26 protein-coding genes and 2 tRNA genes are annotated in these 26079 nt (G+C 70.4%); 8 read left to right on the plus strand and 20 right to left on the minus strand.

Annotation, left to right across the window (positions count from 1 at the left end):
• Positions 1–4: 4 nt before the first annotated feature.
• Genes BJ986_RS13235 through BJ986_RS13245 form a run of 3 tightly spaced genes read right to left on the minus strand, consistent with a single transcriptional unit; the run spans position 5 to position 3630 of the window.
• A complete protein-coding gene (locus BJ986_RS13235) occupies positions 5–1042 on the minus strand; it encodes an ATP-binding cassette domain-containing protein (protein ID WP_179422401.1) in 1038 nt (345 codons plus the stop codon).
• Positions 1039–2595, minus strand: coding sequence for an ABC transporter permease subunit (locus tag BJ986_RS13240; RefSeq protein ID WP_179422402.1), 1557 nt, complete (start codon positions 2593–2595; stop codon positions 1039–1041). Before BJ986_RS13240 ends, BJ986_RS13235 begins: the two co-directional genes overlap by 4 nt.
• Positions 2596–3630, minus strand: coding sequence for an extracellular solute-binding protein (locus BJ986_RS13245; RefSeq protein WP_179422403.1), 1035 nt, complete (start codon positions 3628–3630; stop codon positions 2596–2598). It lies immediately after the preceding gene.
• Positions 3631–3807: 177 nt separating this feature from the next.
• On the opposite strand from BJ986_RS13245, the gene dnaG reads away from it, so the two are divergent.
• The 3 genes from dnaG (at position 3808) to BJ986_RS13260 (ending at position 6427) form a co-directional block, all read left to right on the plus strand.
• Positions 3808–5754, plus strand: a complete 1947-nt coding sequence (gene dnaG / locus BJ986_RS13250) for a DNA primase (RefSeq protein ID WP_179422404.1) — start codon at positions 3808–3810, stop codon at positions 5752–5754.
• Positions 5754–6269 (plus strand): hypothetical protein, encoded by a 516-nt coding sequence (locus BJ986_RS13255; protein WP_179422405.1) that lies wholly within the window; start codon positions 5754–5756, stop codon positions 6267–6269. Before dnaG ends, BJ986_RS13255 begins: the two co-directional genes overlap by 1 nt.
• Positions 6270–6354: 85 nt before the next feature.
• A tRNA-Asn gene (locus BJ986_RS13260) sits at positions 6355–6427 on the plus strand.
• Positions 6428–6511: 84 nt separating this feature from the next.
• Here the strand turns inward: BJ986_RS13260 and BJ986_RS13265 are convergent.
• From BJ986_RS13265 to BJ986_RS13280, 4 genes are all read right to left on the minus strand, one after another.
• A complete protein-coding gene (locus BJ986_RS13265; RefSeq protein WP_179422406.1) occupies positions 6512–7369 on the minus strand; it encodes an amino acid ABC transporter permease in 858 nt (285 codons plus the stop codon).
• A complete protein-coding gene (locus tag BJ986_RS13270) occupies positions 7366–8037 on the minus strand; it encodes an amino acid ABC transporter permease (protein WP_179422407.1) in 672 nt (223 codons plus the stop codon). Before BJ986_RS13270 ends, BJ986_RS13265 begins: the two co-directional genes overlap by 4 nt.
• 96 nt (positions 8038–8133) lie before the next feature.
• A complete protein-coding gene (locus tag BJ986_RS13275) occupies positions 8134–8973 on the minus strand; it encodes a glutamate ABC transporter substrate-binding protein (RefSeq protein ID WP_179422408.1) in 840 nt (279 codons plus the stop codon).
• A 93-nt stretch (positions 8974–9066) separates the two neighbouring features.
• Positions 9067–9807 (minus strand): amino acid ABC transporter ATP-binding protein, encoded by a 741-nt coding sequence (locus BJ986_RS13280; RefSeq protein ID WP_420372048.1) that lies wholly within the window; start codon positions 9805–9807, stop codon positions 9067–9069.
• Between the two features lie 147 nt (positions 9808–9954).
• Here BJ986_RS13280 and BJ986_RS16680 point away from each other — a divergent pair, with 147 nt between their 5' ends.
• The gene (locus tag BJ986_RS16680) at positions 9955–10077 is read left to right on the plus strand and encodes a hypothetical protein (protein WP_272955404.1); all 123 of its coding nucleotides are present in this window, start codon (positions 9955–9957) and stop codon (positions 10075–10077) included.
• 104 nt (positions 10078–10181) lie between these two features.
• Positions 10182–10451: a DUF7218 family protein gene (locus tag BJ986_RS13285; RefSeq protein WP_179422409.1), complete on the plus strand. Its 270-nt coding sequence runs from the start codon at positions 10182–10184 to the stop codon at positions 10449–10451.
• Between the two features lie 39 nt (positions 10452–10490).
• Here the strand turns inward: BJ986_RS13285 and BJ986_RS13290 are convergent, their stop codons facing one another.
• Together BJ986_RS13290 and BJ986_RS13295 are read right to left on the minus strand one after the other, a co-directional pair.
• Positions 10491–11354 (minus strand): SDR family oxidoreductase, encoded by an 864-nt coding sequence (locus BJ986_RS13290; protein WP_179422411.1) that lies wholly within the window; start codon positions 11352–11354, stop codon positions 10491–10493.
• A gap of 9 nt (positions 11355–11363) precedes the next feature.
• Positions 11364–12449 carry an FUSC family protein gene (locus BJ986_RS13295; protein WP_179422413.1) on the minus strand — a complete coding sequence of 362 codons (1086 nt, stop codon included), beginning with the start codon at positions 12447–12449 and terminating at the stop codon, positions 11364–11366.
• A 72-nt stretch (positions 12450–12521) separates the two neighbouring features.
• Between BJ986_RS13295 and BJ986_RS13300 the strand changes: the two genes are divergently transcribed.
• Entirely contained in the window at positions 12522–13046 is a 525-nt protein-coding gene (locus BJ986_RS13300; protein ID WP_179422415.1) for a MarR family winged helix-turn-helix transcriptional regulator, read from the plus strand.
• A 29-nt stretch (positions 13047–13075) separates the two neighbouring features.
• On the opposite strand, the gene BJ986_RS13305 is transcribed toward BJ986_RS13300, so the two are convergent.
• From BJ986_RS13305 to BJ986_RS13315, 3 genes are all read right to left on the minus strand, one after another.
• Positions 13076–13501, minus strand: coding sequence for an ANTAR domain-containing protein (locus tag BJ986_RS13305; protein WP_238338451.1), 426 nt, complete (start codon positions 13499–13501; stop codon positions 13076–13078).
• A gap of 189 nt (positions 13502–13690) precedes the next feature.
• Positions 13691–14581 (minus strand): glycosyltransferase 87 family protein, encoded by an 891-nt coding sequence (locus BJ986_RS13310; RefSeq protein ID WP_179422419.1) that lies wholly within the window; start codon positions 14579–14581, stop codon positions 13691–13693.
• 65 nt (positions 14582–14646) lie between these two features.
• A tRNA-Ile gene (locus BJ986_RS13315) sits at positions 14647–14723 on the minus strand.
• 272 nt (positions 14724–14995) lie between these two features.
• On the opposite strand from BJ986_RS13315, the gene BJ986_RS13320 reads away from it, so the two are divergent.
• Positions 14996–15511 (plus strand): DUF3145 domain-containing protein, encoded by a 516-nt coding sequence (locus tag BJ986_RS13320; RefSeq protein ID WP_179422421.1) that lies wholly within the window; start codon positions 14996–14998, stop codon positions 15509–15511.
• 235 nt (positions 15512–15746) lie between these two features.
• Complete coding sequence (locus BJ986_RS13325) at positions 15747–16232, plus strand: hypothetical protein (RefSeq protein WP_179422423.1); 486 nt, start codon at positions 15747–15749, stop codon at positions 16230–16232.
• Between the two features lie 48 nt (positions 16233–16280).
• Here the strand turns inward: BJ986_RS13325 and fabF are convergent, their stop codons facing one another.
• From fabF to fdhD, 8 genes are all read right to left on the minus strand, one after another.
• A complete protein-coding gene (gene fabF / locus BJ986_RS13330; protein ID WP_179422425.1) occupies positions 16281–17525 on the minus strand; it encodes a beta-ketoacyl-ACP synthase II in 1245 nt (414 codons plus the stop codon).
• 115 nt (positions 17526–17640) lie between these two features.
• Positions 17641–17889, minus strand: a complete 249-nt coding sequence (locus BJ986_RS13335; RefSeq protein WP_179422427.1) for an acyl carrier protein — start codon at positions 17887–17889, stop codon at positions 17641–17643.
• 97 nt (positions 17890–17986) lie between these two features.
• The gene (locus BJ986_RS13340) at positions 17987–19006 is read right to left on the minus strand and encodes a beta-ketoacyl-ACP synthase III (protein WP_179422429.1); all 1020 of its coding nucleotides are present in this window, start codon (positions 19004–19006) and stop codon (positions 17987–17989) included.
• 1 nt (position 19007) lies between these two features.
• Positions 19008–19976: an acyltransferase domain-containing protein gene (locus BJ986_RS13345; RefSeq protein WP_179422431.1), complete on the minus strand. Its 969-nt coding sequence runs from the start codon at positions 19974–19976 to the stop codon at positions 19008–19010.
• Positions 19977–20054: 78 nt separating this feature from the next.
• Positions 20055–21263 carry a PucR family transcriptional regulator gene (locus tag BJ986_RS13350; RefSeq protein WP_238338099.1) on the minus strand — a complete coding sequence of 403 codons (1209 nt, stop codon included), beginning with the start codon at positions 21261–21263 and terminating at the stop codon, positions 20055–20057.
• A 46-nt stretch (positions 21264–21309) separates the two neighbouring features.
• On the minus strand, positions 21310–22197 hold the full coding sequence (locus BJ986_RS13355; RefSeq protein ID WP_179422433.1) for an SDR family NAD(P)-dependent oxidoreductase: 888 nt from the start codon (positions 22195–22197) through the stop codon (positions 21310–21312).
• Between the two features lie 104 nt (positions 22198–22301).
• Entirely contained in the window at positions 22302–25067 is a 2766-nt protein-coding gene (gene aceE / locus BJ986_RS13360; RefSeq protein ID WP_337795282.1) for a pyruvate dehydrogenase (acetyl-transferring), homodimeric type, read from the minus strand.
• Positions 25068–25216: 149 nt separating this feature from the next.
• On the minus strand, positions 25217–26053 hold the full coding sequence (fdhD, locus tag BJ986_RS13365; RefSeq protein ID WP_337795283.1) for a formate dehydrogenase accessory sulfurtransferase FdhD: 837 nt from the start codon (positions 26051–26053) through the stop codon (positions 25217–25219).
• Positions 26054–26079 lie beyond the last annotated feature (26 nt).

Below are 26079 nucleotides of genomic sequence, written 5' to 3' on the forward strand. Positions count from 1 at the left end.
GAGCTCAGTGGGCGTCGAACGCGCGGGCCTCGCCGACCACCGAGAGGCCGACGATCGACCCCGTGTGCGGCACGTCCGAGCCGTGGACACGCGCCGTCACCACGGTGTGGTCGGCCTGCAGCCGCAGGGCCACGAGCGCGTCGTGGCCGAAGTAGGTCGTCGAGAGGACCTCGGCGCAGGGGATCCCCGGCGCCATGTCGCGAAGGACGATCTGCTCGGGGCGGATCAGCACGTCCACCGTGCCGGCCGGAGCCGGCTGGTGGACCGCGAGCCGCCCGAGTGCGGTGCTGACGTCGGTGCCGTCGGCGGTGCCACGCAGGAACACGGCGTCGCCGAGAAAAGCCGCCGCATGCCGGTCCGCGGGGGTGCCGTAGACCTCGGCGGGCGTCCCCACCTGCGAGAAGCGGCCGTCGTGCATGATCGCGACCTGGTCGGCGAAGGACAGCGCCTCGGCCTGGTCATGGGTGACGAGCACGACCGTCACGTCCTCGTGGGCCAGCGCTTGCGCGACGGCCTCGCGGGTCGAGGAGCGCAGCCCGGCGTCGAGGGAGGAGAACGGCTCGTCGAGCAGCACCAGCGTGGGGCGCCGGGCGAGGGCCCTGGCCAGGGCGACCCGCTGCTGCTGGCCACCGGAGAGCTGGTCGGGTCGGCGGCTCGCGAGGTCGGGGGAGAGCCCCACGAGCTCGAGCAGCTCGGCCACGCGTTCCCCCGTGCGGCGAGCATGCCGGTCAAGGCCGTAGGACACGTTGGCACCGACGCTCAGGTGCGGGAAGAGGTTGCCCTCCTGGGCGACGTAGCCGATGCCGCGCTTCTCCGGCGCCACCCACACCCCCGGACCCGCCACGATCCGCTCACCCAGCTCGACGACGCCCTCGTCGGCCGGCTGGAAACCGGCTACCACGCGCAACAGGGTCGTCTTGCCGCAGCCGGAAGCGCCGAGGATCGCCGACGTGGTGCCGGACGGCACGACGAGGTCGAGACCGTGCAGGACCGGTCGTCCGTCGTAGGACGCGGCCACACCGGAGATGCGCAGCGTGGTCACAGGGCGGGCTCCTCGTCGGGTCGGCGCAGCAACAGGTAGGTCAGCGGCGCGGACACCAGCACCAGTGCTGCGGCATAGGGCGCGGCGCCCGCGTAGTCGATGCTCTCACTCGCGCTCCAGAAGGCCGTGGCCAGTGTCTGGGTGCCGGTGGGGGCGAGCAGGAGCGTCGCGGTCAGCTCGGTCGACGTGGCGATGAAGACCATCGCGAAGCCGGCCAGCGCACCGGGCGCGGTGAGGGGGACGAGCACGCGCACGAAGGCGCGGAAAGGCCCGTCGCCCAGGGCCCGTGCCGCCTCCGTGAGCTCTCCGGGTGCGTGCGCCATGGCCGCGCGGATGGTCACCATCGCGCGCGGGATGAACAGGATCGCGTAGGCCGCGACGAGGACGACGCTGGTCTGGTAGACCGGCCGGGCGTAGCGGACCGCCAGGGTGACCAGGGCCAGGGCGATGACCACCCCGGGCAGCGACGAGGCGACATAGGTGGCGCGCTCGACCAGCACGGACATCCAGGTGCGGCGTCGGGCGATGAGCCACGCCACCGGGAAGGCCGCCACCACCGTGACCACCCCCGCGGTGAGGGCGAGCCGCAGCGTTCCCCACAGGGTCGTGACCAGCTGGGCAGGGTCGAAGGTGCTCTCCGTCAGGCCGCCGCTGCCCGCGCGGAACCAGTAGACGAGGCTCCCGAGGGGCACCCCCAGGGCCAGCGCCGTCAGGACGCCCATGCCGAGCAGCGCCGGAGCCGTCCACCGGCCGAGCCTGGCGGGCAGGGCGCGTCGGGCCGCGCCGCGACCCAGTCGGGCATGGCGCGTCGTGCCGCGCAGCAGCAGCTCCGCGGTCAGGAGCCCCAGGCACAGCGCGATCAGGACGACGGCGAGCAGGCTGCCGGCGCTGTTGCTGAAGGCCACCTGGAACTGCTCGAGGATCGCCGTCGTGAAGGTCGGGAAGCGCAGCATGGCGAGCACGCCGAACTCGGACAGCAGGTGGAGCGACACGAGCAGCATGCCGCCGAGGGCCGCGGGTCGCAGCTGGGGCAGGACCGCGCGGAAGAAGGACCGCCAGGGACCCAGGCCCAGCGACCGCGCGGAGTCCTCGAGGCTCTGGTCGAGCCCGCGCAGCACGGCAGCCACCGGCAGGAAGACGAACGGGAAGTACGACAGGGTCGTCACCAGCACCGCGCCGTTGAGTCCCTGCAGGTCGGGGCGCACCGTGACCCAGGCGTAGGAGTTGACGAACGCCGGCACGGCCAGCGGGCAGACCATCAGGACGCGCCAGAACTTCGCCCCGGGCAGCGAGGTCCGTTCGACCAGCCAGGCGGTACCGATGCCGATCGCGGTGGTCAGCGTGACGGTGAGCGCCACCAGCGCAGCGGTGTTGCGCAGCAGCTCACCGACCCGGGGCCGCCAGAGCAGGTGCCAGGCGGGGCTCCAGCCGATCTCGAACGCCTTGACCGCGACGACCGCCAGGGGCAGCACGCAGACCGCCGCCACGACCAGGCTGGCCGCGACGACCGCGGGCGGGGTGGGGCTGGACGCGCCCCGACGAGGCAGGCGCACCTAGAGGATGCCCGCCTGGGTCATCAGCTCGATGACCTTGGGGCCGTTGAGCGTGAACGGGTCCACGTGCGGCGCGTCGAGCGTGGCCAGCGGCTCGAGGGCCTTGTCGGAGGCCACGCCCTTGCCCACGGCATACTCCTTGGCGTCGCTGGTCGCGAGGATGGTCTGGCCGGTCTTGGAGGTCACGAAGGCGAGGAACTTCTGCGCCTTCGCAGCCTGCTTGCTCGACTTCAGGACGGCCCCGCCGGAGACGCTGACGAACGCACCGGGGTCCTGGTGGCGGAAGTACAGGAGCTTGGTGTTCTTGCTGCCTGCCTTCGTGAGCGCCTGGTCGCGGTACCAGTAGTAGTGGTACATGATCCCGACCGGCACCTGCCCGGCGTTGACGGCCTTCATCACGGCGATGTTGTTCTGGTAGATCTGGGCGCCGTCCTTGAGGCCCTTGAGCCACGCGGCGGTCTTGTCCTGACCCTGGGTCTCGAGGATGGCCGAGACGATGGCCTGGAAGTCCGCACCGCCGGCGGCCGCGCCCCACCTGCCCTTCCACTTCGGGTCCTGCAGGTCCATGATCGACGTCGGCAGCTCGGCGGCGGAGATCTTGCTGGGGTTGTAGACGAGCACGGTCGAGCGGGCGGCGATCCCGACCCACTGGTGCGTCGAGGGCGCGTAGTCGGCGCCGACCTGGCTGATGGTGGCGTCGTCGACCTTCGCGAGGAGGCCGGCGTTCTGCACCGTGGTCATCGCGGGGGAGTTCTCGGTGAGGAACACGTCCGCGGGGCTCTTGGCGCCCTCCTGCACGATCTGGGCGGCCATCGAGGAGTCCGACCCGTAGCGGATCTGCACTGTGATCCCGCTGGCCTCCTGGAACTTCTTCGCCCACGCCTCGGTGAGGTTCTGGTGCTGGGCGCTGTAGATGGTCAGCTTCGTGGGGTCGAGGTTCTTGCCCGCCTCGAGGCTGCTGCCACCACCGCAGGCCGTCAGTGCCAGGGTGGCGGTGGTCGCCAGGGCGAGCAGGGCGGTCCGTCGGACGATCACGGTGGGGAGCTCCTGAGCTGCAGGGGACGAGAAGGCAAGGCTTACCTTACCTTTCTCGTCGCCGACGACCCAAGTCGAGGTATGCCGGTGGGCCGGCCACGCGGCGTACCCACCTGTGGAGGTGGGCCACGCGGGAGGGGAGGCACCGCCTAGACTCGGCCGCGACAAGGAGGGCCAGTGCCGGGTCGGATCAAGGCCGACGACGTCGCGCTCGTGAAGGAGCGTTCGTCGATCGAGGACGTCGTGCGCGAGCACGTGACCCTTCGACCTGCCGGGCCCGGCTCGATGAAGGGTTTGTGCCCCTTCCACGACGAGAAGACGCCGTCGTTCAACATCCGGCCCGCCGTCGGCGCCTGGCACTGCTTCGGGTGCGGCGAGGGCGGCGACGTCATCTCGTTCGTGCAGAAGGTTGAGCACCTCACCTTCAGCGAGGCGATCGAGCGGCTGGCCCAGAAGCTGGGCATGGAGCTGCACTACGAGGAGGGCGGCAAGCCGCGCGACGGCGAGACCCTCGGGCGCCGGTCGAGGCTGGTCGAGGCCCACCGGGTGGCGCAGGAGTTCTACCACCACGCCCTGCTCAACGCGCCCGAGGCCAGGGCCGGTCGCGACTTCCTGCGCGAGCGCGGGTTCGACAGCGAGGCGGCGAAGCGGTTCGGCGTGGGGTTCGCGCCGCGAGGCGGCGAGGAGCTCTCGCGACACCTGCGGGCCAAGGGCTTCACCGACGAGGAGCTCGTCCTGGGCGGGTTGTCCGGGCGCGGGAGCCGCGGGCTCTACGACCGGTTCCGGGGACGGCTGGTCTGGCCGATCCGGGACATCACCGGCGACACCGTGGGGTTCGGCGCGCGACGGCTGTACGACGACGACCGGATCGCGGCGAAGTACCTCAACACGTCCGAGACCCCCATCTACAAGAAGTCGACGGTGCTCTACGGCCTCGACGCGGCGAAGAAATCCATTGCGGCAGAACGCAAGGCGGTCGTCGTCGAGGGCTACACCGACGTGATGGCCTGCCACCTGGCCGGCATCGAGGGCGCGGTGGCGACGTGTGGCACCGCGTTCGGCATCGACCACATCAAGCTGCTGCGCCGGATCATGCGCGACGAGGTGGACCTCGCCCCGGCTCGCGTCGTGTTCACGTTCGACGGGGACGCGGCGGGGCAGAAGGCCGCCATGCGGTCGTTCGCCGAGGACCAGCGCTGGGCCTCGCAGTCCTTCGTCGCCGTGGCCGGTGGCGGGATGGACCCGTGCGAGCTGCGGATCGCCAAGGGTGACGACGCCGTGCGCCACCTGATCGACGACGCCGTGCCGCTGTTCGAGTTCGCGGTCCGCACCACCATCGACCGGTTCGACATGTCGACCGCCGAGGGCCGGGTTCAGGCCATGCGCGCCGCCGCGCCGATCGTCAACTCCATCAGGGACAGCTCGATGCGCCCCGAGTACATCCGCACCGTCGCCGGCTGGATCGGCGTCGAGGTCGAGCAGGTGCAGGCCGAGGTGTCCCGGGCCCAGCGGCTGGCCGCGCGGGACGCCAAGGAGGCCGCCGACGCGCCCCCCGGTCGCGAGCGTCGTCCCGACGCCGACAGCGTGCCGGAACCCTCCATCGAGGAGGCCCGGGCCGCGCTCCCGGCCCCGGACCTGCGCGACCCCATCGTGTTCGCCGAGCGGCAGCTGCTCCAGACGCTGTTGCAGTACCCCGACAGCTTCGACCCTGACGACGTCGACAAGGTCTCGGCAGATGCGTTCACCGCCCCGGCCCACCGCGCGGTCTTCGACGGGGTGCGCGGCGCCGGCGGACCACAGCGTGGTCTGTCGGTGCAGGCCTGGGCAGACAGGGTCACCCAGGCCGCGCCGCTGGCGGTGCACGGCCTCGTCGCCGAGCTCGCGGTCGCCTCGCTGCCGACCAGGATGGACAAGGCGACCGGCCTGCCGGAGCGGCGTTACATCGACGCGCTGCTCATGCGGGTCCAGGAGGTCTCGCTGACCCGGCGGATCGCCGACGCGATGTCAGCGATGCGCCGGATGGCCACCGACTCGCACTCCGACCCTGCCTCCGCGCGAGCCCTCAGCGGCGAGCTGCAGGAGCTCCAGCGCGAGCTCGCCACGCTGCGCGACCGGGCTTCCTGATGGCGATCTCCCTGCGCCGTGGCGAGCGCCTGCCCTCCGCCGTCCGGTCGGCCATCGCGCTCGGACCAGGCGAACGGGTGCTCAGCTGGGCCCGCGAGGAAGCCAGCGGCACCACGGTCGTGGCCACCAACCACGCCCTCCACGCGGTGGGCGCGGCAGGCGACCAGATGCTGGCCCGTCCGTGGCACGAGGTGGACGGTGGCACCTGGTCGCCCGAGCTCACCCAGCTGACGGTGACGTGGGTGGACGGGTCGCGGCCGTCGCAATGGGTGCTGGGTGCCACGAACCTCCTGCCGGAGACGCTGCGCGAGCGGGTCCAGGCGAGTGTCGTCCTGGCCCAGCGGATCGAGCTCGGGCCGCGACGATCGGCGCGAGTGGTGCTGCGTCAGGACCTGGCCACCGGAGACCTCGTGGAGCAGGTGGTGCTGGGCCGCGGGGTGCGCGCCGACGACGCCGAGATGAACGCCCGCACCGACGCCGTGTTGGCCTACCTGCGCGAGCAAGTCGGCCGCTGACAGCACGGCCGAGCCGTTTTCAGAACTGCGCGGATCCTTTGCTATGGTTGCGCAGCGCCGAAGGCGGTTGACCGCCGACGGACATTCCCCTGTAGCTCAATTGGCAGAGCAGCCGACTGTTAATCGGCAGGTTGTTGGTTCGAGTCCAACCGGGGGAGCACGCAACACCACGAGGCCCCAGACCACCCGGTCCGGGGCCTTCGTCGTGGCCGGGGCCTTCGTCGTGGCCGGGGTCGTCGTGATCAGGCCGGGGTGGGCACCGGCGCCGCCTCGTGGATCGTCGTGCGCCCTCGCGCGGACAGGCGCTTCTCGACCTTGCCCGCCAGGACGGTCAGGGTGAAGTTCAGGAGGATGAACAGCGCGGCCGCCACGATGTAGGCGGGCAGGGTGTTCGCGAACGCCGAGCCCAGGGTCTTCGACCAGATGAGCAGCTCGGCATAGGTGATGGAGTAGCCCAGCGCCGAGTCCTTGAGGATGACGACGAACTGGCCGATCAGCGCGGGCAGCATGGCCGTGATCGCCTGGGGCAGCTGGACCGAACGAAGGGTCTGTGCCTGGGTGAGCCCGACCGACAGTCCAGCCTCGGCCTGTCCCTTGGGCAGCGAGAAGACGCCGGAGCGCACCAGCTCGGCGATGACCGACCCGTTGTAGAGGGTCAGGCCGGTGACCACGCCCGCGAGTGGCGCCGTCTCGCTCGAGAACAGGCCGGATCGGGAGTAGTAGCCATAGCTGGCGATCATCATGATGAGGACCGGCACGGACCGGAAGAACTCGACGACGAGACTGGACAGCCAGCGGACGGCTCGGTTGCGGGACAACCGCCCGATGCCGAAGAGCAGCCCGAAGGCGACGGCGAGCGTGATCGAGATGACGGCGGCCTTGAGGGTGCCCCACAGGCCGAGCAGCAGGTAGTCCCGCCAGACGGAGCGGTCCGTGACGAACGGCTTCCACATCGCGCCGTGGAGCTGGCTCGCGTCCTGCATCTTGCGCACCACCACATAGCCGACGGCGATGACCACCAGGACACCGAGCACCGCCAGCACGGCATGGCGCCGGCGGGCGCGGGGCCCCGGCGCGTCGAACAGGGCCGAGGTGCTCATCGCTTCACCGCCAGCCGACGCGACAGCGAGGTGAAGAACACGCCGAGGGGCAGCGTCAGGATGACGAAACCGACCGCGAAGACGAGGAAGACCGAGAGGGTGCCGGTCTCGTTCTCGATGATCTTCTGCATCAGGCCACCGGCCTCCGCCGAGACGATGACGGCGGTGACCGTCGTGTTCTTGATGAGCGCGATGAAGTTGGACCCGAGCGGCGCCACGGCCCCCCGGAACGCCTGGGGCAGGATCACCTCGCGCATGCTCTGGGCGAAGGTGAGGCCGATGGACCGGGACGCCTCGGCCTGCCCCACGGGGACGGTGTTGACCCCGGCGCGCAACGCCTCGCAGACGAAGGCACCGTGGTAGACCGACAGCATCACGGCTGACCATCGCAGCGCGTTCTGGGTCACGTCGGCCTGGTCGAGACTGAGGCCGAGGATGTAGGTGAGCCCCAGGATGCTGAACACCATCAGCAGGGTCAGGGGGGTGTTGCGGACGATGTTGACGTACGACGTCCCGAGCAGACGCAGGACGCGTACCGGGGAGAGTCGCATGACGGCGACCAGCGTGCCGATGACCAGGGAACCGACACCGGCGACCAGTGCCAGCCGGATCGTGACCGAGAAGGCGCGAAGGATGTCGGTGCCGTACGTGCTCAGGATGTCACCCATGATGGGCCCCTTCCGTTGCGGTGTGTGGGGCAGGGAGAACGCCTCGGTATGCCGCCCACCTGGGCGGGCGGCATACCGGTCGCGGTGCGAGACGGGTCAGGAGCAGGGGTCCTGCTTCGGCGGGTTGGTGGCCTTGTCCACCGTGAACCCTGCCGGGCCGAGGTTCTTGTCGACGGCCTTCTGCCAGTCGCCCGAGTCGATCATCTTCGTGAGCGCGGCGTTGATCTTCTCGCAGGTGGCGGTGTCGCCCTTCTTGATGCCGATGCCGTAGCGCTCCTGCGAGAACGTCTTGCCGACGACCTTGAGCTTGCCCTTGTACTGCGGCTGCGAGGCGTAGCCGGCCAGGATCGTGTTGTCGGTCGTCAGGGCGTCGACGCCCTTGGACACCAGCGCGGTGACGCACTCGGAATAGGTGCCGAACTCCTGGAGCTGGACGCCCGGGTACTTGGCCGTCACCTTCTGGGCCGACGTCGACCCGGTGACCGAGCACAGCTTCTTGCCGGTCAGCGAGTCCGGGCCGGTGATCGAGGTGTCGTCGGCGCGGACGAGCAGGTCCTGACCGGCGATGAAGTACGGCCCGGCGAAGGAGACCTTCTCCTTGCGGGCATCGGTGATCGAGTAGGTCGCGACGACCATCTGCACCTGTCCGGTGGAGATCAGCGTCTCCCGCTGGGCCGACGGTGCCTGGATCCACTGGATGTCCGCGGGCTTGTGGCCGAGCTCCTTGGCGACGTAGGTCGCGACGTCGACGTCCAACCCGGTGTACGTCGAGCCCTCCTTGAGGCCGAGGCCGGGCTGGTCGAACTTGATGCCGACCTTGAACGTGCTGCCGCCGCCGCCGCCCGACCCGTTGTCCTTCGCGCTGTCGGTACACGCGGCCAGGCCGAGCGCGAGGACCGATGCGGCGGTCGCTGCGCCAATCTGGGAGATCTTCATCCGTTTTCCTCCTGAGGTGTTGTCACTGCGGTGGTGCGCCCCGGCGGGCAGTGCGGTGCCGGTCCGGGGTGTCAGTGGGTGGTCAGTGGGTGGTCAGTGGGTCAGGATCTTGCTGAGGAAGTCCTTGGCTCGATCCGATGTGGGGGCGGTGAAGAAGGCTTCGGGGGTGTTCTCCTCGACGATCTGGCCGTCGGCCATGAACACCACCCGGTTGGCGGCCTTGCGGGCGAAGCCCATCTCGTGGGTGACGACGACCATGGTCATGCCCTCCTTGGCCAGGGCCACCATGACGTCGAGGACCTCGGTGATCATCTCGGGGTCGAGGGCCGAGGTCGGCTCGTCGAAGAGCATCACCTTGGGGTCCATGGCCAGTGAGCGGGCGATGGCCACGCGCTGCTGCTGGCCGCCCGAGAGCTGGGCCGGGAACTTCTGCGCCTGGTGGGCCACGCCGACGCGCTCGAGCAGCTCCATGGCGCGCTTCTCGGCGTCGGCCTTGGGGACCTTGCGTGCCTTGATCGGGCCAAGGGTCACGTTGTCGAGGATCGTCTTGTGGGCGAAGAGGTTGAAGGACTGGAACACCATGCCGACGTCGGCGCGCAGCCTGGCGAGCTCCTTGCCCTCTTCGGGCAGGGGGTCTCCGTCGATGGTGATCGAGCCGGTCTCGAAGGTCTCGAGACGGTTGATGGTGCGGCACAGCGTCGACTTCCCGGACCCTGACGGGCCGATCACGACGACCACCTCGCCCTTGCCGATGGAGAGGTTGATGTCCTGGAGGACGTGCAGATCGCCGAAGTGCTTGTTGACGCCCTTGAGTACGACCAGTGGCTCCGTCATGTCCGGCAACCTACCCGTTTGCGTGGATCGGCGGGGGACCCAAGTCGGGCCGTTCGGCATGGGGTGCCCATCGTCCGTTCGGCGCGACCTCGGGCACCGTGCGCGAACTGAGCGGGAACGACGGCTCGGGTTTTGTAACCTGCGTGCATGACAGAGTCGAGGCAGACCGCCAGCGAGGCGAGGACGTTGTCGGCCGAGGAGCGCGCCGACCTGGTGCGGCTGCTGCGGTGCGGTTCCTGGCGTCCCTTCGGCGGCCTGCGCGACGAGTAGGACGCTGGCTGTGAGAACGCTGCCTGTGCGTTCGCGTTGCCGAAGCGGGTCCCCTCGGGTAGGTCTGGAGTCACGACAGGCCGGCAGAGCGAAGGGAGGGCGTCATGCCCCGCAAGGATCCGGGTCCGAGCATCAAGGACAAGGAGATGTACGAAGCACTGCGCGAGGACGGGGCCAGCAAGGAGAAGGCGGCGAGGGTGTCGAACGCCGCCGCGGCCTCCTCACGCAGCGCAGTGGCTCGCAAGGGCGGTGAGTCCGGAGACTACGAGGACTGGACGAAGCACGACCTCATGCGACGCGCGGCCGAGCTGGGCATCGAGGGACGGTCCTCGATGCGCAAGGACGAGCTGATCGAGGCGCTGCGCCACGGCTGAGGTCTCCCTGGCGCCTGCACGCGGTGACGTTGCCCTGTCTCAGAAAACGGGCTTGCCGCCGGTCACGCCGAGCACGGTGCCGGACACGAAGCTGGCCTCGTCGGAGGCGAGGAAGACGTAGGCAGCGGCCACCTCGATGGGGTGGCCCGCTCGACCCAGGGGAGTGTCGGAGCCGAACCCCTCGACCTTTTCCGGGGCCATCGTCGCGGGGATCAGGGGCGTCCAGATCGGTCCAGGCGCCACCGCGTTGACGCGGATGCCCTGCGGGCCGAGCTCCTGCGCGAGGTTCACCACGAGGTTGGTGAGGGCGGCCTTGGTGGCGGCATAGTCGAGCAGGTGCGTGCTGGGCGCGTACGCCTGGATGGAGGTGGTCATGATGATCGACGCGCCAGGCGCCAGCTGGGGGCTCAGTGCGTGGGCGAGCCAGAACGGGGAGAAGACGTTGGTCTCGAACGTCTGACGGATCTGCTCCGCGGGGAACTCCTCGAGCTCGTCGTGGCTCAGCTGGTATGCCGCGTTGCACACGAGCACGTCGATGCCGCCCAAGGCCTCGACGGCCTTTCGCGCCAGCTCGGCATTCGCCTCGACGCTGCGCAGGTCACCGGGGATGGCGAAACCACGTCGGCCCGCCCCCTCGACGTGGTGCAGGGTGTCCTCGGCGTCGTCCTGCTCATCAGGGAGGTGGGCGATGGCGACGTCCGCGCCTTCCTTGGCGAAGGCGATCGCCGTGGCCCGCCCGATCCCGGAGTCGCCGCCGGTCACCAGGGCGCGCTTTCCCGCGAGCCGGTCATGGCCGGCATACGTCTGCTCGCCATGGTCTGGGGCGGGGTTCAGCTTGGCCGTTGAACCCGGCCAGGGCTGGGACTGCGCGGGAATGTTCGACAGGTCGCTTCGAGTGCTCACGCGGGTCTCCTACCCAACGCGCCGGCTCCCAACCACGGGCAGCCGATCGCGCGGCGGGGTTCGGCTCGGTGGGGTGCGCCTCTCGTGCGTGACGACGGTGGCGGCGAGGGCGATGGTGAGGCCGATGACGGTCTCGACGGCGCGCTGGGCCAGCAGGGCGCCGATCGAGGCCGGCAGCATGAGGTCGCCGAGCAGGAGGGCCATCGGCGTGAAGAAGACCAGGCCGAGGCTGTAGTTGCGCCCGGTGGTCAGCTCGGTGCACGCCTGGAACGCGGCGATCACGAGGATCGCGGCATACCCGGCGGGGTGGGCGGCCAGGACGAGCGCTGCGACGCCGAGGCCCGCGGCGGTGCCGACCACCCGCTGGGCGGCGCGGGTGAGGCGGGCATGCAGGGCGGGTCCGGACATGGGCACGGACGCCGTGACGAAGGTCCAGTAGGGGTGGCCGATGCCGCTGGTCGCGACGGCAAGGCCTGCCGCGCCGATACCGAGCAGATAGCGGACGGCATGGCGGCCCACCGGGGCGGACGGGCGCAGGTCGCGCCAGGCCAGCCGCTGCGGCACCGGCTCGCTGCTGTCGCGGGCGCCGCGCCCCGGCAGGGCGAGCAGCAGCGCGAAGCCGGCGGCGCACACGACAGTGAGGGCGGCTGCGGGCACTGTGCTCAGCCGGATCGGGACCGTGGCCGAGGCGGTGAGGGCGAAGACCGGGTTGAGGGCTCCGGCCGGATGCCAGCGGCCCGACTCGGCGAGCAGCACCGCGACGGCGGCCCAGACGGCCCCGATCGGGACCAGCAGCCAGAGTCGGAACGGGACCGTCGCCACCAGCGCGCCGATGACGACGCCGACCACCAGCACGGCGCCCGCCTGCGCCTGCATGACCAGGCGCACCCGGGCCGGCTCGTGTCGGCCGTACAGGGCGGCGAAGGCGCCGATCGCCGCATAGAGCAGCAGGTCGCCGCGACCAGACGCCCAGCACGCCGCCAACGGCACGAAGATCGCCAGGCTCGCGCGCAGGGCGGTCCAATGGGCACCGGCGTGCGGGCCCAGGTCGAAGACGGCCGCCCACCAGGGCCGCGGCGGGGTGGCCTGCGTCATTTCTCGCTCCGAGATGCTACATAAGTGAAGTAAGCAACGAGATTACTACAGTTCTGAACTACCATGGTGCCCATGGATCAGGACTCGGACGGCATGGCCGATGTCGACGACGCCGTGGACCGGATGCAGCACGAGTGGTCCCGCCTGCGCCCAGACCTGAGCTTCACCAGCCTCGGGGTGATCCACCGGGTGCTGCGCGCCTCCCGGCTCATCCTCGAAGCCAGCGACGCCTTCCTCGCCGGCTACGGGCTGACCCGCGGTGAGCTGGATATTCTGTCTGCGCTGCGCCGTTCGGACGAACCGCTGAGCCCGACGTCTCTGGCCCAGACGCTGTTGGCACCACGCTCCGCGATCACCATGCGCCTGAACGCCCTCCAGGCTCGGGGGCTGCTGAGCCGGTCGGCGAACCCGACCGACGGCCGCTCGTCCCTGCTCGTCCTCACGGACTCCGGGACGGCGTTCGTGGACGAGGTGATTCCCGCTCAGCTCGCCTTCGAAGATGCACTGCTCGCCGAAGTCCCGCCAGGGGAGATCGAGGGCCTGGCCGGCCGTCTGCGTGCGCTGACCTCCGTCTGGGAGCAAGGACGCGGCCACTAACCCGCGGTTGGGGCATCGAGCGCGGCGGGTCAGCCTCCTGTCAGGACGCTCACGTCGCGCTTGTCGACGACCTCGGTCGCGATGACGCTGAGCTTGCGGTTGGTGTCCATGCTCACCTTGTTCAGGAACCTGAAGGCCTCGGCCTCGTCCAGCTCGCCGGTGGCCATGACGATGCCGATCGCGGCACCGATCCTGCGCGACCCGCGCAGGGCATGCTCGAGGTGGGCTGCGTGCTCTTCATGGAGGAGGCCCTCGGCCCGGAGCTGGGCGATGACCTCCCGGTCCAAGTCGAAGCGGGCAGCGAGGTCGTTGATCCGAGCGTCTTGCTGTGTGACTCGCTCGTCGTATGAGTCTGCTCGGGCACTCGCCGCCTCGGCGCCGGCCTGCAGCGCGTCGATGTCGGCTCGATTGCGGGCGATTGCTTCGCGCAGCTCGTCGAACGTCTCGTCCTTCATGGGGTTCACTCACCCATCACTCCACGTGGCAGGCGCACCACGTCATTCCTGCAAAGCTCCCCAGCTGGGATGGCCGCCGTTTTGACCGACGCACAGAATAAGTTGGACGGACCGCCCGTGACAAACCTTGGACACGCGTGTCTCGCGCCTCGACGCCAGGGGGCCGCGGCGCGTGACCGGAGAAGCCACTCAGCTGACGAGCACCCGCTCCTGGAGCGGGGCGCGCACCAGGCGGTCAGCTGATCTCAGGCCCGGGATGGCCGCCAAGATGGCGAGAGGTCCGTAGCCCCCCAACACCGGGCAGGCAAGGAGCATGGCGGGGGCAAGCAGCCAAGCCCGATCGGTCTTGGCTGCCAGCACGACCATCGCGACCGCGAGAGCCAGTCGGCCGTACAGGACGACTCCCCCAGAGCCCGATGAGGAGTGCACGAAGGAAATCCATCTGACCCACGCGTCGGGATCGAACGCCGCGGAGACGGCCACCACTGCGAGGGTCATGAGCACCGCCTGGGCGGCCTTGCGCCACTCCCGCCTGGCGATGAACCACAAGCCCACGACGCCGGGGGCGATTTTCGTGAGCAACGGCAGAGCCAGTGCGCCGGAAGAGCCCCGCACCGCGAGGACCAGGGCTGCTGCGAAAAAGAAGTAGAGGTTGCCCAGCAGAAGCTCCGTGACGAACAGCGGGGCAATGCTGAGTGCATGCCGCCATCCGAGGGGAGCGAGAAGCCACGCGAGGACACCGACCTGCGCCACCAACCAGAGGAGCTGGAACGCCCGCCAGGGCAATGTCGCCAGCGGAGCGAGCACCTGAGCGAAAACCGGTGAGTAGAGATATGCATCGCGGTACCCCGGAGGGCTGGTGTACCAGGTCTCCGGCATCCGGGCAGCCAGCCAGTACGCGTGGGAGTCGGCGCCCACCATCCCGCCACGAAAGTGAACGACGACCTGCATCGTCGCAAACAGCAGGCTGCCTGGGATGACCGCCACCCAGACGGCCCGCTGGAATGTGTGCAGCAGCTCCTCCCGAGTCATCTTGGTGACCAAAGCTCGTCTTCCCCTCACATCGGCCTCAGAGGTCACGATTCTCCACGCCCTGATGACGTCGCTCCATCGTCCGTTTGTCCACGGATGACCTGCGAAACGAGTGGTGGGGCAGGTCGGGCTTGAACCGACGACCGACGGATTATGAGTCCGCTGCTCTGACCGACTGAGCTACTGCCCCGGCACCAGCTCGGCGTTCACCGGCTGGGCGCCGCGAGCCTATCGCCCAGCACCTCGGGCCCAGCGCCCACGGCGGCATACCGGGAGGCGTCACGGTTGCCGCACCGTGGTGTTCCGCGGGATGTCACTGAGGTTGGTGTGGGTGCTGGTGCCTGAGTGCTTCGTGGTGCACAATGGGCCGAGCACAGCCAACTGAAGACGCGACAAGCAGCCAGGCCGGCAGGTGACGAGGTTCGTGGGGAAGACGTCCCTCGCACACCAAAGGAGGCCCGGATGTCTGTCGCGATGCCGCGTGTCATGACCCGCGGGGTGGTGTTCATTCACTCCACCCCCAAAGCGCTGTGCCCGCACATCACCTGGGCGCTCGAGGCTGCACTCGACAGCCGGGTGGCCATCGACTGGACGCCGCAGCCTGCCGGTGCCGCACTTGTCCGCGCGGAGTTCGCGTGGGCAGGGGTGCAAGGCACCGGCGCCAAGCTCGCCTCGACCCTGCGCGGCTGGGACAACCTGCGCTACGAGGTGACCGAGGAGCCCAGCGCCGGGTCGGACGGCTCGCGCTGGTCGCACACCCCGGGCCTGGGGATCCACCACACCTGGACCTCGGCCTCCGGCGACGCGGTGATCAACGAGGACCGGCTCCGAGAGGTGCTTCGCCTGTCCCAGGGCTCGCCCGAGGCGATGCAGGAGATGATGGAGGAGCTGCTCGGCACCGAGTGGGACGCCGAGCTGGAGCCGTTCCGGTATGCCGGTGACGGGGCCCCCGTGCGCTGGTTGCACAAGGTGGGCTGAGGGCGTCCGGAGGGCAGCGCTGACCTGCACATTTCGAGGTTTTGGCCCCGTTTTGGGTAGTCTGTGGCGCTGACCTACGACTCTGGAGGAACGTGTGACCCGCCCCAACCTTCCTGTGGGGGCGCTGGCCGCAGTCTGTGGAGCAACGCTGCTGTGGTGCGCCTGGCTCATTCTCGCCGCTGATCTACCCACCGCTGCCCATGTCGCATCGTGGTGCCTGTGGGCGGTCGCAGCGGTGGCCGTCGTGACCCTGGTCGCCTATGTCCGCGAGTTCCTGCGACACCGCCAGCAGGCCGGGCGGGACGCCAGCTGGAAGCCCCTGCCGTCGCTGGTCCTGCTCTGGATCGGCGGCCTGACCGCGCTGCTGTCCTTCGCCTTCATCCTCCCGAACAAGGCTGCCGCCGCGGGCGCAGCCGCACCGGCGAGGCCCGGCACCTCGTTCGCCGCGCAGACCGTCCCGCCGACCCCGGCCACCCCCGCTGCCGCGTCGAGCACCTCCCGCCCTGCCACCTCGACGACCTCACCGCGGTCCTCGGCGTCCCGCACCGCGCTGCCCGCCCCTGCCTCGACCACGGCGTTGAACACCTCGACCGGAGGCGCACCGGCGCCCCGGCCGTCGGCGAAGACCGGCACACCGTCCACGTCCACCACGACGTCGCCCCTGATCAACATCCACATCTTCCCGACCCAGTCCCGGCGGACGAAGCCCCCCGGTCACTGAGCACGTCACCAAGCACCGGCGGGCGGCGTCTGGTCCTCGGGCCTCGGCCTAGACGCTGGTGAAGACCACCGCGACGTTGTGGCCACCGAAGCCGAACGAGTTGTTGAGTGCGGCAATGTCGCCGTCGGGCAGGGCGCGCGCCTCACCGTGCACGACGTCGAGCTTGATCGCAGGATCGAAGTCGTCCAGGTTGATCGTCGCCGGTGCGATCCGGTGGTGCAGCGCCAGGATCGTCAGGACGCCCTCGAGCGCCCCGGCCGCTCCGAGGAGGTGACCGGTCATCGACTTGGTGGCGCTGACCGGCATACCGTCGGCGTCGTCGCCGAAGGCGCGCCGGATGGCGTTGGACTCCGCCACGTCCCCGACGGGGGTGGAGGTGGCGTGGGCGTTGACGTGCACGATGTCCTTGGGGGACAGGCCCGCCCGCTGGACCGCCTCGACCATGGCCCGGGACGCGCCCGCGCCCTCGGGTTCGGGCGCCGCGATGTGGTGGGAGTCGGCTGACATGCCCACCCCGCCGACCTCGGCGTAGATCTTGGCCCCACGTGCCTTCGCCGCCTCGTACTCCTCGAGCACGATCACGGCGGCACCCTCGCCCAGGACGAAGCCGTCGCGACCGGTGTCATAGGGCCGGGACGCGCGCTCGGGGTCGTCGTTGCGGGTCGACAGCGCCTGCATGGCGGCGAACCCGGCGATGGGCAACGCGTGCACGGCACCCTCGGTGCCGCCGGCGACGGCGATGTCGGCGCGTCCCGCGCGGATCATCTCGTAGGCGTAGCCCATGGCCTCCAACCCGGAGGCGCAGGCCGACACGGGGGTGTGGGCCCCCGCGCGGGCGCCGATCTCGAGCGAGACGGCGGCCGACGAGGCGTTGGGCATGAGCATCGGGACGGCCAGCGGGAAGACCCGGCGCGGGCCCTTCTCACGCAGGTTGTCCCACTGGTCGAGCAGGGTCCAGACGCCGCCGATACCCGTGCCGATGCACGCCGCGAGGCGCTCGGGGTCGACCTCCGGGGCGCCGGCGTCGGCCCAGGCCTCACGCGTGGCGATCAGGGCGTACTGCGCGCTGGGGTCGAGCCGGCGCACCTCGACCTTGGTCAGCACGTCCAGCGGCTGGGTGTGGATGGTCGCGGCGAACTTCACCGGGAGCTCGTACTTCTCCACCCAGTCGAAGGGCATGGTCTTCGCGCCCGACCGTCCGGCCAGGATGGCGTCCCACGTTTCCGGGACGGTGCCGCCCACCGGGGTGGTCGCTCCGAGGCCTGTGACGACAACACGTCGTTCGGCGGTCATGGCTGGGTCTGCTCCTTCGTCGGGGTGGTGCGGTTGGCGAGGCGCCGGTGCGGAGTGGCGGCCGAGCAGCAGAGGTATGCCGCGTGGCCGCCACCCGCGCTGGGTTCAGCCCGGCTCAGCCCTGGTTCTTGGCGATGAACGACACGGCGTCGCCGACGGTCTTGAGGTTCTTGACCTCGTCGTCGGGGATCCGCACGCCGAACTTCTCCTCGGCGTTGACGACGATGGTCATCATCGACAGCGAGTCGATGTCGAGGTCATCGGTGAAGGACTTCTCGGACTGCACCGAGTCGGTGTCCAGACCGGTCTCCTCGTTGACGATCTCGGCCAGACCCTCGAGGATCTCCTGCTCGCTCTGCGCCATCCGGCTCAGCTCCTTCTCTTGATGGTGTGACTGGTGGTCGTCACGTGGTGTGGTCACTGCGGTGGCCCGGATCACCCGCGGGCCAGCGGGAGTCTGGTCAGGGGAGGACGACGACCTGCGCGGCATACACGAGGCCGGCACCGAACCCGATCTGGAGGGCGAGCCCGCCGTGGGCCACCTCGCCCTCGCGGAGCATCCGCTCGGTGGCGAGCGGGATGGAGGCGGCGGAGGTGTTGGCCGTCTCCGCGATGTCGCGGGCGACCGGGATGTCGGCGGGCAGCTTGAGCTGCTTGATCATCGCGTCGATGATGCGCATGTTGGCCTGGTGCGGGATGAAGGCATCGAGGTCCTCCGCGCGCACCCCGGCGGCGTCCAGCGCCTTCTGGGCGACCGGCGCCATGCCCCAGACGGCCCAGCGGAACACCGACTGACCGGCCATGCCGATGGCGGGCCAGCCCAGGTCGCCGTCGCGCACCTCGACCCACGAGTCCCGCTGCGAGATGGTCTTCCACTGCGAGCCGTCCGAGCCCCACACGGTGGGGCCGATGGCGGGGGTGTCCGACGGGCCGACGATCGCGGCGCCGGCGCCGTCGCCGAAGATGAAGGCGGACCCCCGGTCCTTCGGGTCGGTGAAGTCGGAGAGCTTCTCCACCCCGACGACCAGGACGTGGCGTGCGCTGCCCCCGCGGACCATGTCGCTGGCCAGGCTCACGGCGTGGCAGTACCCGGCGCACGCGGCGGAGATGTCGAACGCAGCACCCCGGATGCCGAGACGGTCGGCGAGGATCGGCGCGGCAGCGGGGGTCTGGTAGGGGTGGGTGACCGTGGCCACCACGACCGCGTCGACGTCGGACGCCTCGAGCCCGGCTGCGGTGAGCGCCTCCCGCGTCGCTGCCTCGGACATGTCGACGACGCTCTCGTCCTTGGCCGCGAACCGGCGGCTCTTGATGCCGGAGCGCTCCTGGATCCACTCGTCGGAGGAGTCGATCGCCTCGACGATCTCGGAGTTCATGACGACGCGTTCGGGTCGGTAGCCGCCGACGCCCATGATGCGCGCGTAGGTCGCACCTTCCGCGGCAGTGATGGAGCCGGTGCCCTTGGGGGCGGGTGGGGTCATGTCAGGCCTCTTGCGAGTGGGTCGGGGTGGAGCCTGGGCCGGCGGGGTCTCCGCCGTGGTCGCGAACCAGCTGCTGCGCCGCCTCGAGGTCGTCAGGCGTCTTGACAGCCAGTGTGGCAACTCCCGGCATCGCGCGCTTGGCGAGACCGACGAGGGTGCCTGCTGGAGGGAGCTCGATCATGGCCGTGACCCCCAGGTGGACCAGGGTCTGCATGCACTGGTCCCACCTCACCGGGCTGCTGACCTGGCGCACCAGCCGGGCGAGGACCTCCCTGCCGGTGGGGACTGCCTGGCCGTCGGAGTTGGACAGCAGGGTGATCCCCGGGTCGCTGACGTCGAAGTCGGCGGAGAGCTGTTCGAGCGCGTCGACCGCGGGCGCCATGTGGGTGGTGTGGAAGGCGCCAGCCACCTGCAACGGGATGACCCGGGCCTTGGCCGGCGGGTCGGCCGCCAGGGCGGCGAGCTGCTCGAGGGTGCCGGCGGCGACGGTCTGGCCGGCGCCGTTCGCATTGGCGGCGGTGAGGCCGTGGCGGCCCAGTGCCTCCGCGACCTCGGTGGGGTCGCCCCCGAGGACGGCGCTCATGCCGGTCGGGGCCAGGGCGCTGGCAGCGGCCATGCGTGCCCCGCGCTCGCGGACGAACACCATCGCGTCGTGGTCCGTCAGCACGCCGGCGAAGGCCGCCGCGGTGATCTCCCCGACCGAGTGGCCGGCTGTCGCTCCGACGCCGGTCGTGGGGCCGCCGGGCAGCAGGACGGCTGCGGCGGCCAGGCCCGCCGCGACGATGAGCGGCTGGGCGACGGCGGTGTCCTTGATGGTCTCGGCGTCGGAGGTCGTGCCGTGCGCGACGAGGTCGAGCCCCGCGACGTCGGACAGTGCTTCGAGGCGGTCGCGGAACGCCGGCAGCTCCAGCCAGGGGGCGAGGAAGCCGGGGGTCTGGGAGCCCTGTCCCGGGCAGACGATTGCTAGCACCCTCCCAGCCTTGCGGTCCGGCCGTGACCTGAGCGTGACCGTTTGGCACGAACATCCGCGACGACATTTGGAGGATGTCTACAAACGCGATGGTGGGTTCGGGGCGGGTCTGGCCGTCGGCGTGAAGGGCCGGCTCAGGCGGCCGAGGGCCAGTGCGATCCGCACCGTGTGGGCATCGTGCGGGTCGGTGAGCTGGTAACCGGTGAGGTCGGCGATCTTGCCCAGGCGGTAGCGCACCGTGTTGGGGTGGACGAACAGCACGCGTGCAGTGCCCTCCAGGCCGCCACCGGTCTCGAGATAGGCCGACGCGGTCTCGAGCAGGCTGCCGCTGCTGGCCGACAACGGGTGCCAGATCCGGTCGAGGAGCAGGGCTCGCGCCGGTGCGTCGCCGACGAGGACCCGTTCGGCGAGCAGGTCGTCGGCCGTCACGGGTCGTGGCGCGCCCGGCCATGCGTGCGCGCACGACTGACCGGCCAGCGCCGCCCTCGCCGAACGGCCGGCTGCGAACAGGTGCGGCACGGTGGGACCCACGACCAGGGGTCCGTCGCCGAAGTGGTCGGCGAGGGCGCGGGCCGCCGCCAGGGGGTCGTCGACGTTGCCGAAGATGCACACCAGCCGCCGTCCCTGCACTGCGGCCAGCGTGCTCAGGCCGACTCGCTCCGCAGCTCGGCGCAGCCCGTCCACGACACCGGCCGAGCCCCCGGGGGGCGTGCTGCCCGCGATGACGGCCACCCGGGTCGTCGACCCCCAGCCCAGCGCGGCCGCCCGCGACTGCATCGAGTCGTCGGCCTCGCCACGCAGCACCGCGTCGACGACCAGGCCCTCGAGCCGCGCATCCCAGGCGCCGCGTGCCTCGGCGGCGTGGGCGTACACCTCGGCGGCAGCGAACGCGATCTCGCGCGAGTAGCGCAGCACCGACTCGCGCAGCGCCTGTTCCTCGCCGGGCTCCGCCAGGGCCGTGGCGTCCTGCTCGACGACGTCCACGACCGACCTGACGAGGTCGAGGGTCTGGCGCAGGGTGATGGACCGGGTGAGCTCACGCGGCGCGGTGCCGAAGACGTCGGCGGTCACCGGAGTCTGGTCGCCGCCAGCCCGCAGCCACGCGATGAACGCGGCGATTCCCGCCTGCGCCACCAGCCCCACCCACGAGCGGTCCTCGGCGGAGAGTGCGCGGTACCAGTCGTGCGCTGCCTCCATCCGCCGGGTGGCAGCGGACGAGAGCTCGCCCGCGGACCGCTCGACCCGCTGCAGGGTGGCGGTCGAGGTCCGCACTCGGGTGTCCGGCATACCCGGAGTCTATTTGTATGCCGCCCACAACAGGGGCCATGCCAGATCAGGGCGCGTGGTCGCGCCACGAGTGCTCGGGCTCGTAGCCCAGCAGGCGCCGGGCCTTGTCGATGCCGAGCAGCGTCTCGTGCTCGCCGAGGGTCTTGCGCACCTCGACCCCCGGGAAGACCTGCGCCATGAGCTCCGCGCTGGAGCGGCTCATCACCGTGTCGGCGTTGGCGATCACGAAGACCTCGCACCCCGGCTCGGTCCGCTCGAGACCGAGGCGCACCGCCTGGGCTCCGTCACGGCCGTCGATGTAGCCCCACAGGTTCCACTGGCGCAGGGAGGGATCGGCGTCGAACGACGGGAAGGCGGCGTAGTCCTCGGGGTCCATGACGTTCGAGAAACGCAGACCCGTCATCGTCAGCTCGGGGTCCCAGCGACAGAAGTGCCTGGCCATCTCCTCCTCGAGCGCCTTGGTCAACGAGTAGGTCGACTCGGGCCGCGGGTGGTACTCCTCGTCGACGGGGACGTACGGCGGGGGAGTGTCGAAGGGCAGGCCGAGGACGGTCTCGCTCGAGGCCCAGACGACGTTGCGGACCTTGAGGGCGCGGGCCGCGGCGAAGACGTTGTAGGTCGCGGCGGAGTTGTTGGCGAAGGTCGACGCGTTGGTGGTCAGGCCCGGCGCCGGGATCGCTGCGAGGTGCACCACCGCGTCCACCGGCGTCGAGTGCTCGTCCACGCCTCCCGAGAGCGCCTCGATGACCTGGCCGTAGTCCGTGAGGTCGAGGGCGATGAACGGCGTCGACGGGGACGCGGGCCGGGTCCGGTCGAGGGCGAGCACGTCGTACCCGCGCTCGGCCAGGTGGGCGACGACGTGGCGGCCGAGTTTGCCGGCGGCACCGGTGACGGCGACGCGACGCCGTGTCGTGGATGCGGGATCAGAGGTCACCCGGTCATCCTGCCCCACGACCAGGTATGCCGCCCGCTCAGCTGAGCGGGCGGCATACCTTGTCGGGCAAGGGGTTTCATCAACCGGGCACGGTCAGGCCCGGGTCAGCTGTCCCCGCCCGCGTTGCCGGACGTGCCGGCGGTGACGTCGAGCAGGCGGTAGCGCGCTGCGGCCTCGCGGGCCACGCCACCGTCCACCTCGCCGCGCTGGACGAGCATCTGCAGCGCACGCACCGCCACGGACGGGCCGTCGATGTGGAAGAACCGCCGCGCGGCCGGGCGGGTGTCGGAGAACCCGAACCCGTCGGCGCCGAGCGAGGCGAAGTCTCCCGGGACCCACGGCTGGATCTGGTCCTGCACCTGGCGCATGTAGTCGGACACCGCCACCACCGGACCGCGGGTGTCGCGGAGCCGCTCGGTGACGTACGGGGTGCGGGCCTCGCCCTCCGGGTGCAGGAACCGCTGCTCGTCGCAGGCCATCCCGTCGCGACGCAGCTCGCTCCACGACGTCACCGACCACACGTCGGCGACGACGCCCCAGTCGTTGCGCAGGAGCTCCTGGGCCTCCAGCGCCCACGGGACGCCGACGCCCGAGGCGAGCAGCTGCACGCGAGGCGCGTCGTCGGGCAGGCCGTCGGCGATGCCCGGGGCGAACAGGTGCATGCCCCGCAGGATCCCCTCGTGGTCGACGTTCTCCGGCTCCTGCGGCTGGCTCATCGGCTCGTTGTAGACCGTGATGTAGTAGATGACGTTCTCGGGGTCGTCGCCGTACATCCGGCGCAGCCCGTCCTCCATGATGTGCCCGATCTCGAACCCGAACGCCGGGTCGTAGGACACCACGGCGGGGTTGGTCGCCGCCATCAACGGGCTGTGCCCGTCTGCGTGCTGCAGGCCCTCGCCGGTGAGGGTGGTCCGACCGGCCGTGGCACCGATGAGGAAGCCACGCGCCATCTGGTCGGCAGCCGCCCAGATCGAGTCGGCGGTGCGCTGGAAGCCGAACATCGAGTAGAACACGTAGATCGGCACCATCGGCTCGCCGTGGGTGGCGTAGGACGTGCCGGCCGCGGTGAACGCCGCCATCGAGCCCGCCTCGTTGATGCCGAGGTGCAGGATCTGGCCGTCCTTGGCCTCCTTGTAGGCCAGCATCAGCTCCGCGTCGACGGACGTGTACTTCTGGCCGTGCGGGTTGTAGATCTTGATCGTCGGGAAGAACGAGTCCATGCCGAAGGTGCGGGCCTCGTCCGGGATGATCGGCACGACGCGCTTGCCGAACTCCTTGTCGCGCATGAGCTCCTTGAGCAGCCGGACGAACGCCATGGTCGTGGCGATCTGCTGCTTGCCGGTGCCCTTCTTGACGACGTCGTAGGCCGAGTGGTCCGGCAGCTTGAGCGGCTCGTGCTGCACTCGGCGCACCGGCAGCGGGCCGCCGAGCTTCTCGCGTCGCTCGAGCAGGTACTTGATGCTGGGGTCGTCGGGGCCCGGGTGGAAGTAGGGCGGGGCGTACGGGTCCTTCTCCAGCGCCTCGTCCGAGATCGGGAGCTTGAGGCTGTCGCGCAGTCCCTTGAGGTCGTCGAGGGTGAGCTTCTTCATCTGGTGCGTGGCGTTGCGGCCGGCGAAGTGGCTGCCCAGGCCGTAGCCCTTGATCGTCTTGGCCAGGATCACGGTCGGCTGACCCGTGTGGTTCATCGCCGCCTGGTAGGCCGCGAACACCTTGCGGTAGTCGTGGCCGCCGCGCTTGAGCCGCCACCACACGTCATCGTCGGACCAGTCCTTGACCATCTCGCGGGTGCGCGGGTCGCGGCCGAAGAACTGCTCGCGGACGAACTTGCCGTCGTTGGCGCGGAAGGTCTGGTAGTCGCCGTCGCTCGTGGTGTTCATCAGGTGCACGAGCGCGCCGTCGCGGTCCTGGGCCAGCAGCGGGTCCCAGCCGCGGCCCCAGATGACCTTGATGACGTTCCAGCCCGCGCCGCGGAAGAAGGCCTCGAGCTCCTGGACGATCTTGCCGTTGCCCCGGACCGGCCCGTCGAGCCGCTGCAGGTTGCAGTTGACGACGAAGGTGAGGTTGTCGAGCTCCTCGCCGGCGGCCAGCTGGAGCAGGCCGCGCGACTCCGGCTCGTCCATCTCCCCGTCGCCGAGGAAGGCCCAGACGTGCTGCTGGCTGGTGTCCTTGACACCGCGGTTGTGCAGGTACTTGTTGAACTGTGCCTGGTAGATGGCGTTCATCGGGCCGATGCCCATCGACACCGTGGGGAACTGCCAGAAGTCAGGCATCAGGCGGGGGTGCGGGTAGGACGGCAGGCCGACCGGCTGTCCTGCGACGAGGTGGCTCTTCTCCTGGCGGAACCCGTCGAGCTGGTCCTCGGAGAGGCGTCCCTCGAGGAAGGCCCGGGCATACATGCCGGGGGAGGCGTGTCCCTGGAAGAAGACCTGGTCGCCGCCGCCGGGGTGGTCGGCCCCGCGCCAGAAGTGGTTGAAGCCGACCTCGTAGAGGGTCGCCGCCGAGGCGTACGTGGAGATGTGGCCGCCGACCCCGATGCCGGGACGCTGCGCACGGTGCACCATCACGGCGGCGTTCCAGCGCAGGTAGGCGCGGTAGCGGCGCTCGACCTCCTCGTCCCCGGGGAACCACGGCTCCTGCTCGGGCGAGATCGTGTTGATGTAGTCGGTCGCCGTCAGCGACGGGACCCCGACCTGCATCTCGCGGGCACGCTCGAGCAGCTTGAGCATGACGTATCGAGCGCGTTGCCGACCGCCCTCCTCGATGACCCCGTCGAGGGAGTCGAGCCACTCCTTGGTCTCCTCGGGGTCGATGTCCGGGAGCTGGCTGGGGATGCCGTTCAGAATCGGTCCGGCTTCCTCGCGTGCGGCCACGGTCGTGGGTCCTTTCTCGCGCCAGTGTTGACGAGGGGTCGCGAGGTTGGCTGCGACCACCTCGTCCATCTTCCACCCCCGGGAGGCGCAGGTCACAACCGGACCGGCCTACTGGCCAGTATGCGGAGTGGTGCGAAACCCCCCTCGGATCACAGCCCGAGCCGGTGCGCTCCGGCGTAGACGGTCAGCCGCGGCGGCCGGGCGAACCCCACCAGTGTCAGCCCGGACTCGACCGCCAGCTCGACGGCCAGCGAGGAGGGCGCGGAGACCGCCACGAGCGCGGGCAGTCCGGCCATCACCGCCTTCTGCACGAGCTCGAAGCTGGCCCGTCCGCTGACGACGAGGACGTGTCCCGCCAACGGCAACAGCCCCTCGCGAGCGGCCCAGCCGACCACCTTGTCGACCGCGTTGTGCCGGCCGACGTCCTCGCGCACCACCAGGGCCTCGCCGTCCGGCCCGAAGATCGCGGCCGCATGCAGACCACCGGTCTTGTCGAACACCTTCTGGTGGGCCCGCATGGCGTCGGGCAGCCCGGCGACCACGGCAGGGGAGAGCCGCAGCGGGTCGCCGGCCACGGCATACGGGCTCGTCGCGGTGATGGCGTCGATGCTCGTCTTGCCGCACACCCCGCAGGCGCTGGTCTGGTACCCGCTGCGCGCGCTGCGCCCCAGGTCGGGCACCACCCCGGGGGCGAGGGTGACGTCGACGACGTTGTAGGTGGGGGAACCGGTCTCGTCCTCGTCGAGGCAGTGCATCAGCTGCGCCACGTCGTCGCCCCGGCGCAGCACTCCCTCGGTCAGGAGGTTGCCCAGCGCCAGGTCGAAGTCGTCGCCGGGGGTGCGCATCGTGACGGTGACCGCGGTGCCGCCCACGCGGATCTCCAGGGGCTCCTCCACGGCAAGCGTGTCCGGTCGGGAGGTCGACCGGACATCGTCCGTGGCCACCTCGACCCGGATCGCCGGCGTCCGTCTCGTCACCAGTCCCACGCGAGCAATGTATGTCGCGGGCTCAC

It is taken from the genome of Pedococcus badiiscoriae, assembly GCF_013408925.1.
GTDB classification, from domain to species: domain Bacteria; phylum Actinomycetota; class Actinomycetes; order Actinomycetales; family Dermatophilaceae; genus Pedococcus; species Pedococcus badiiscoriae.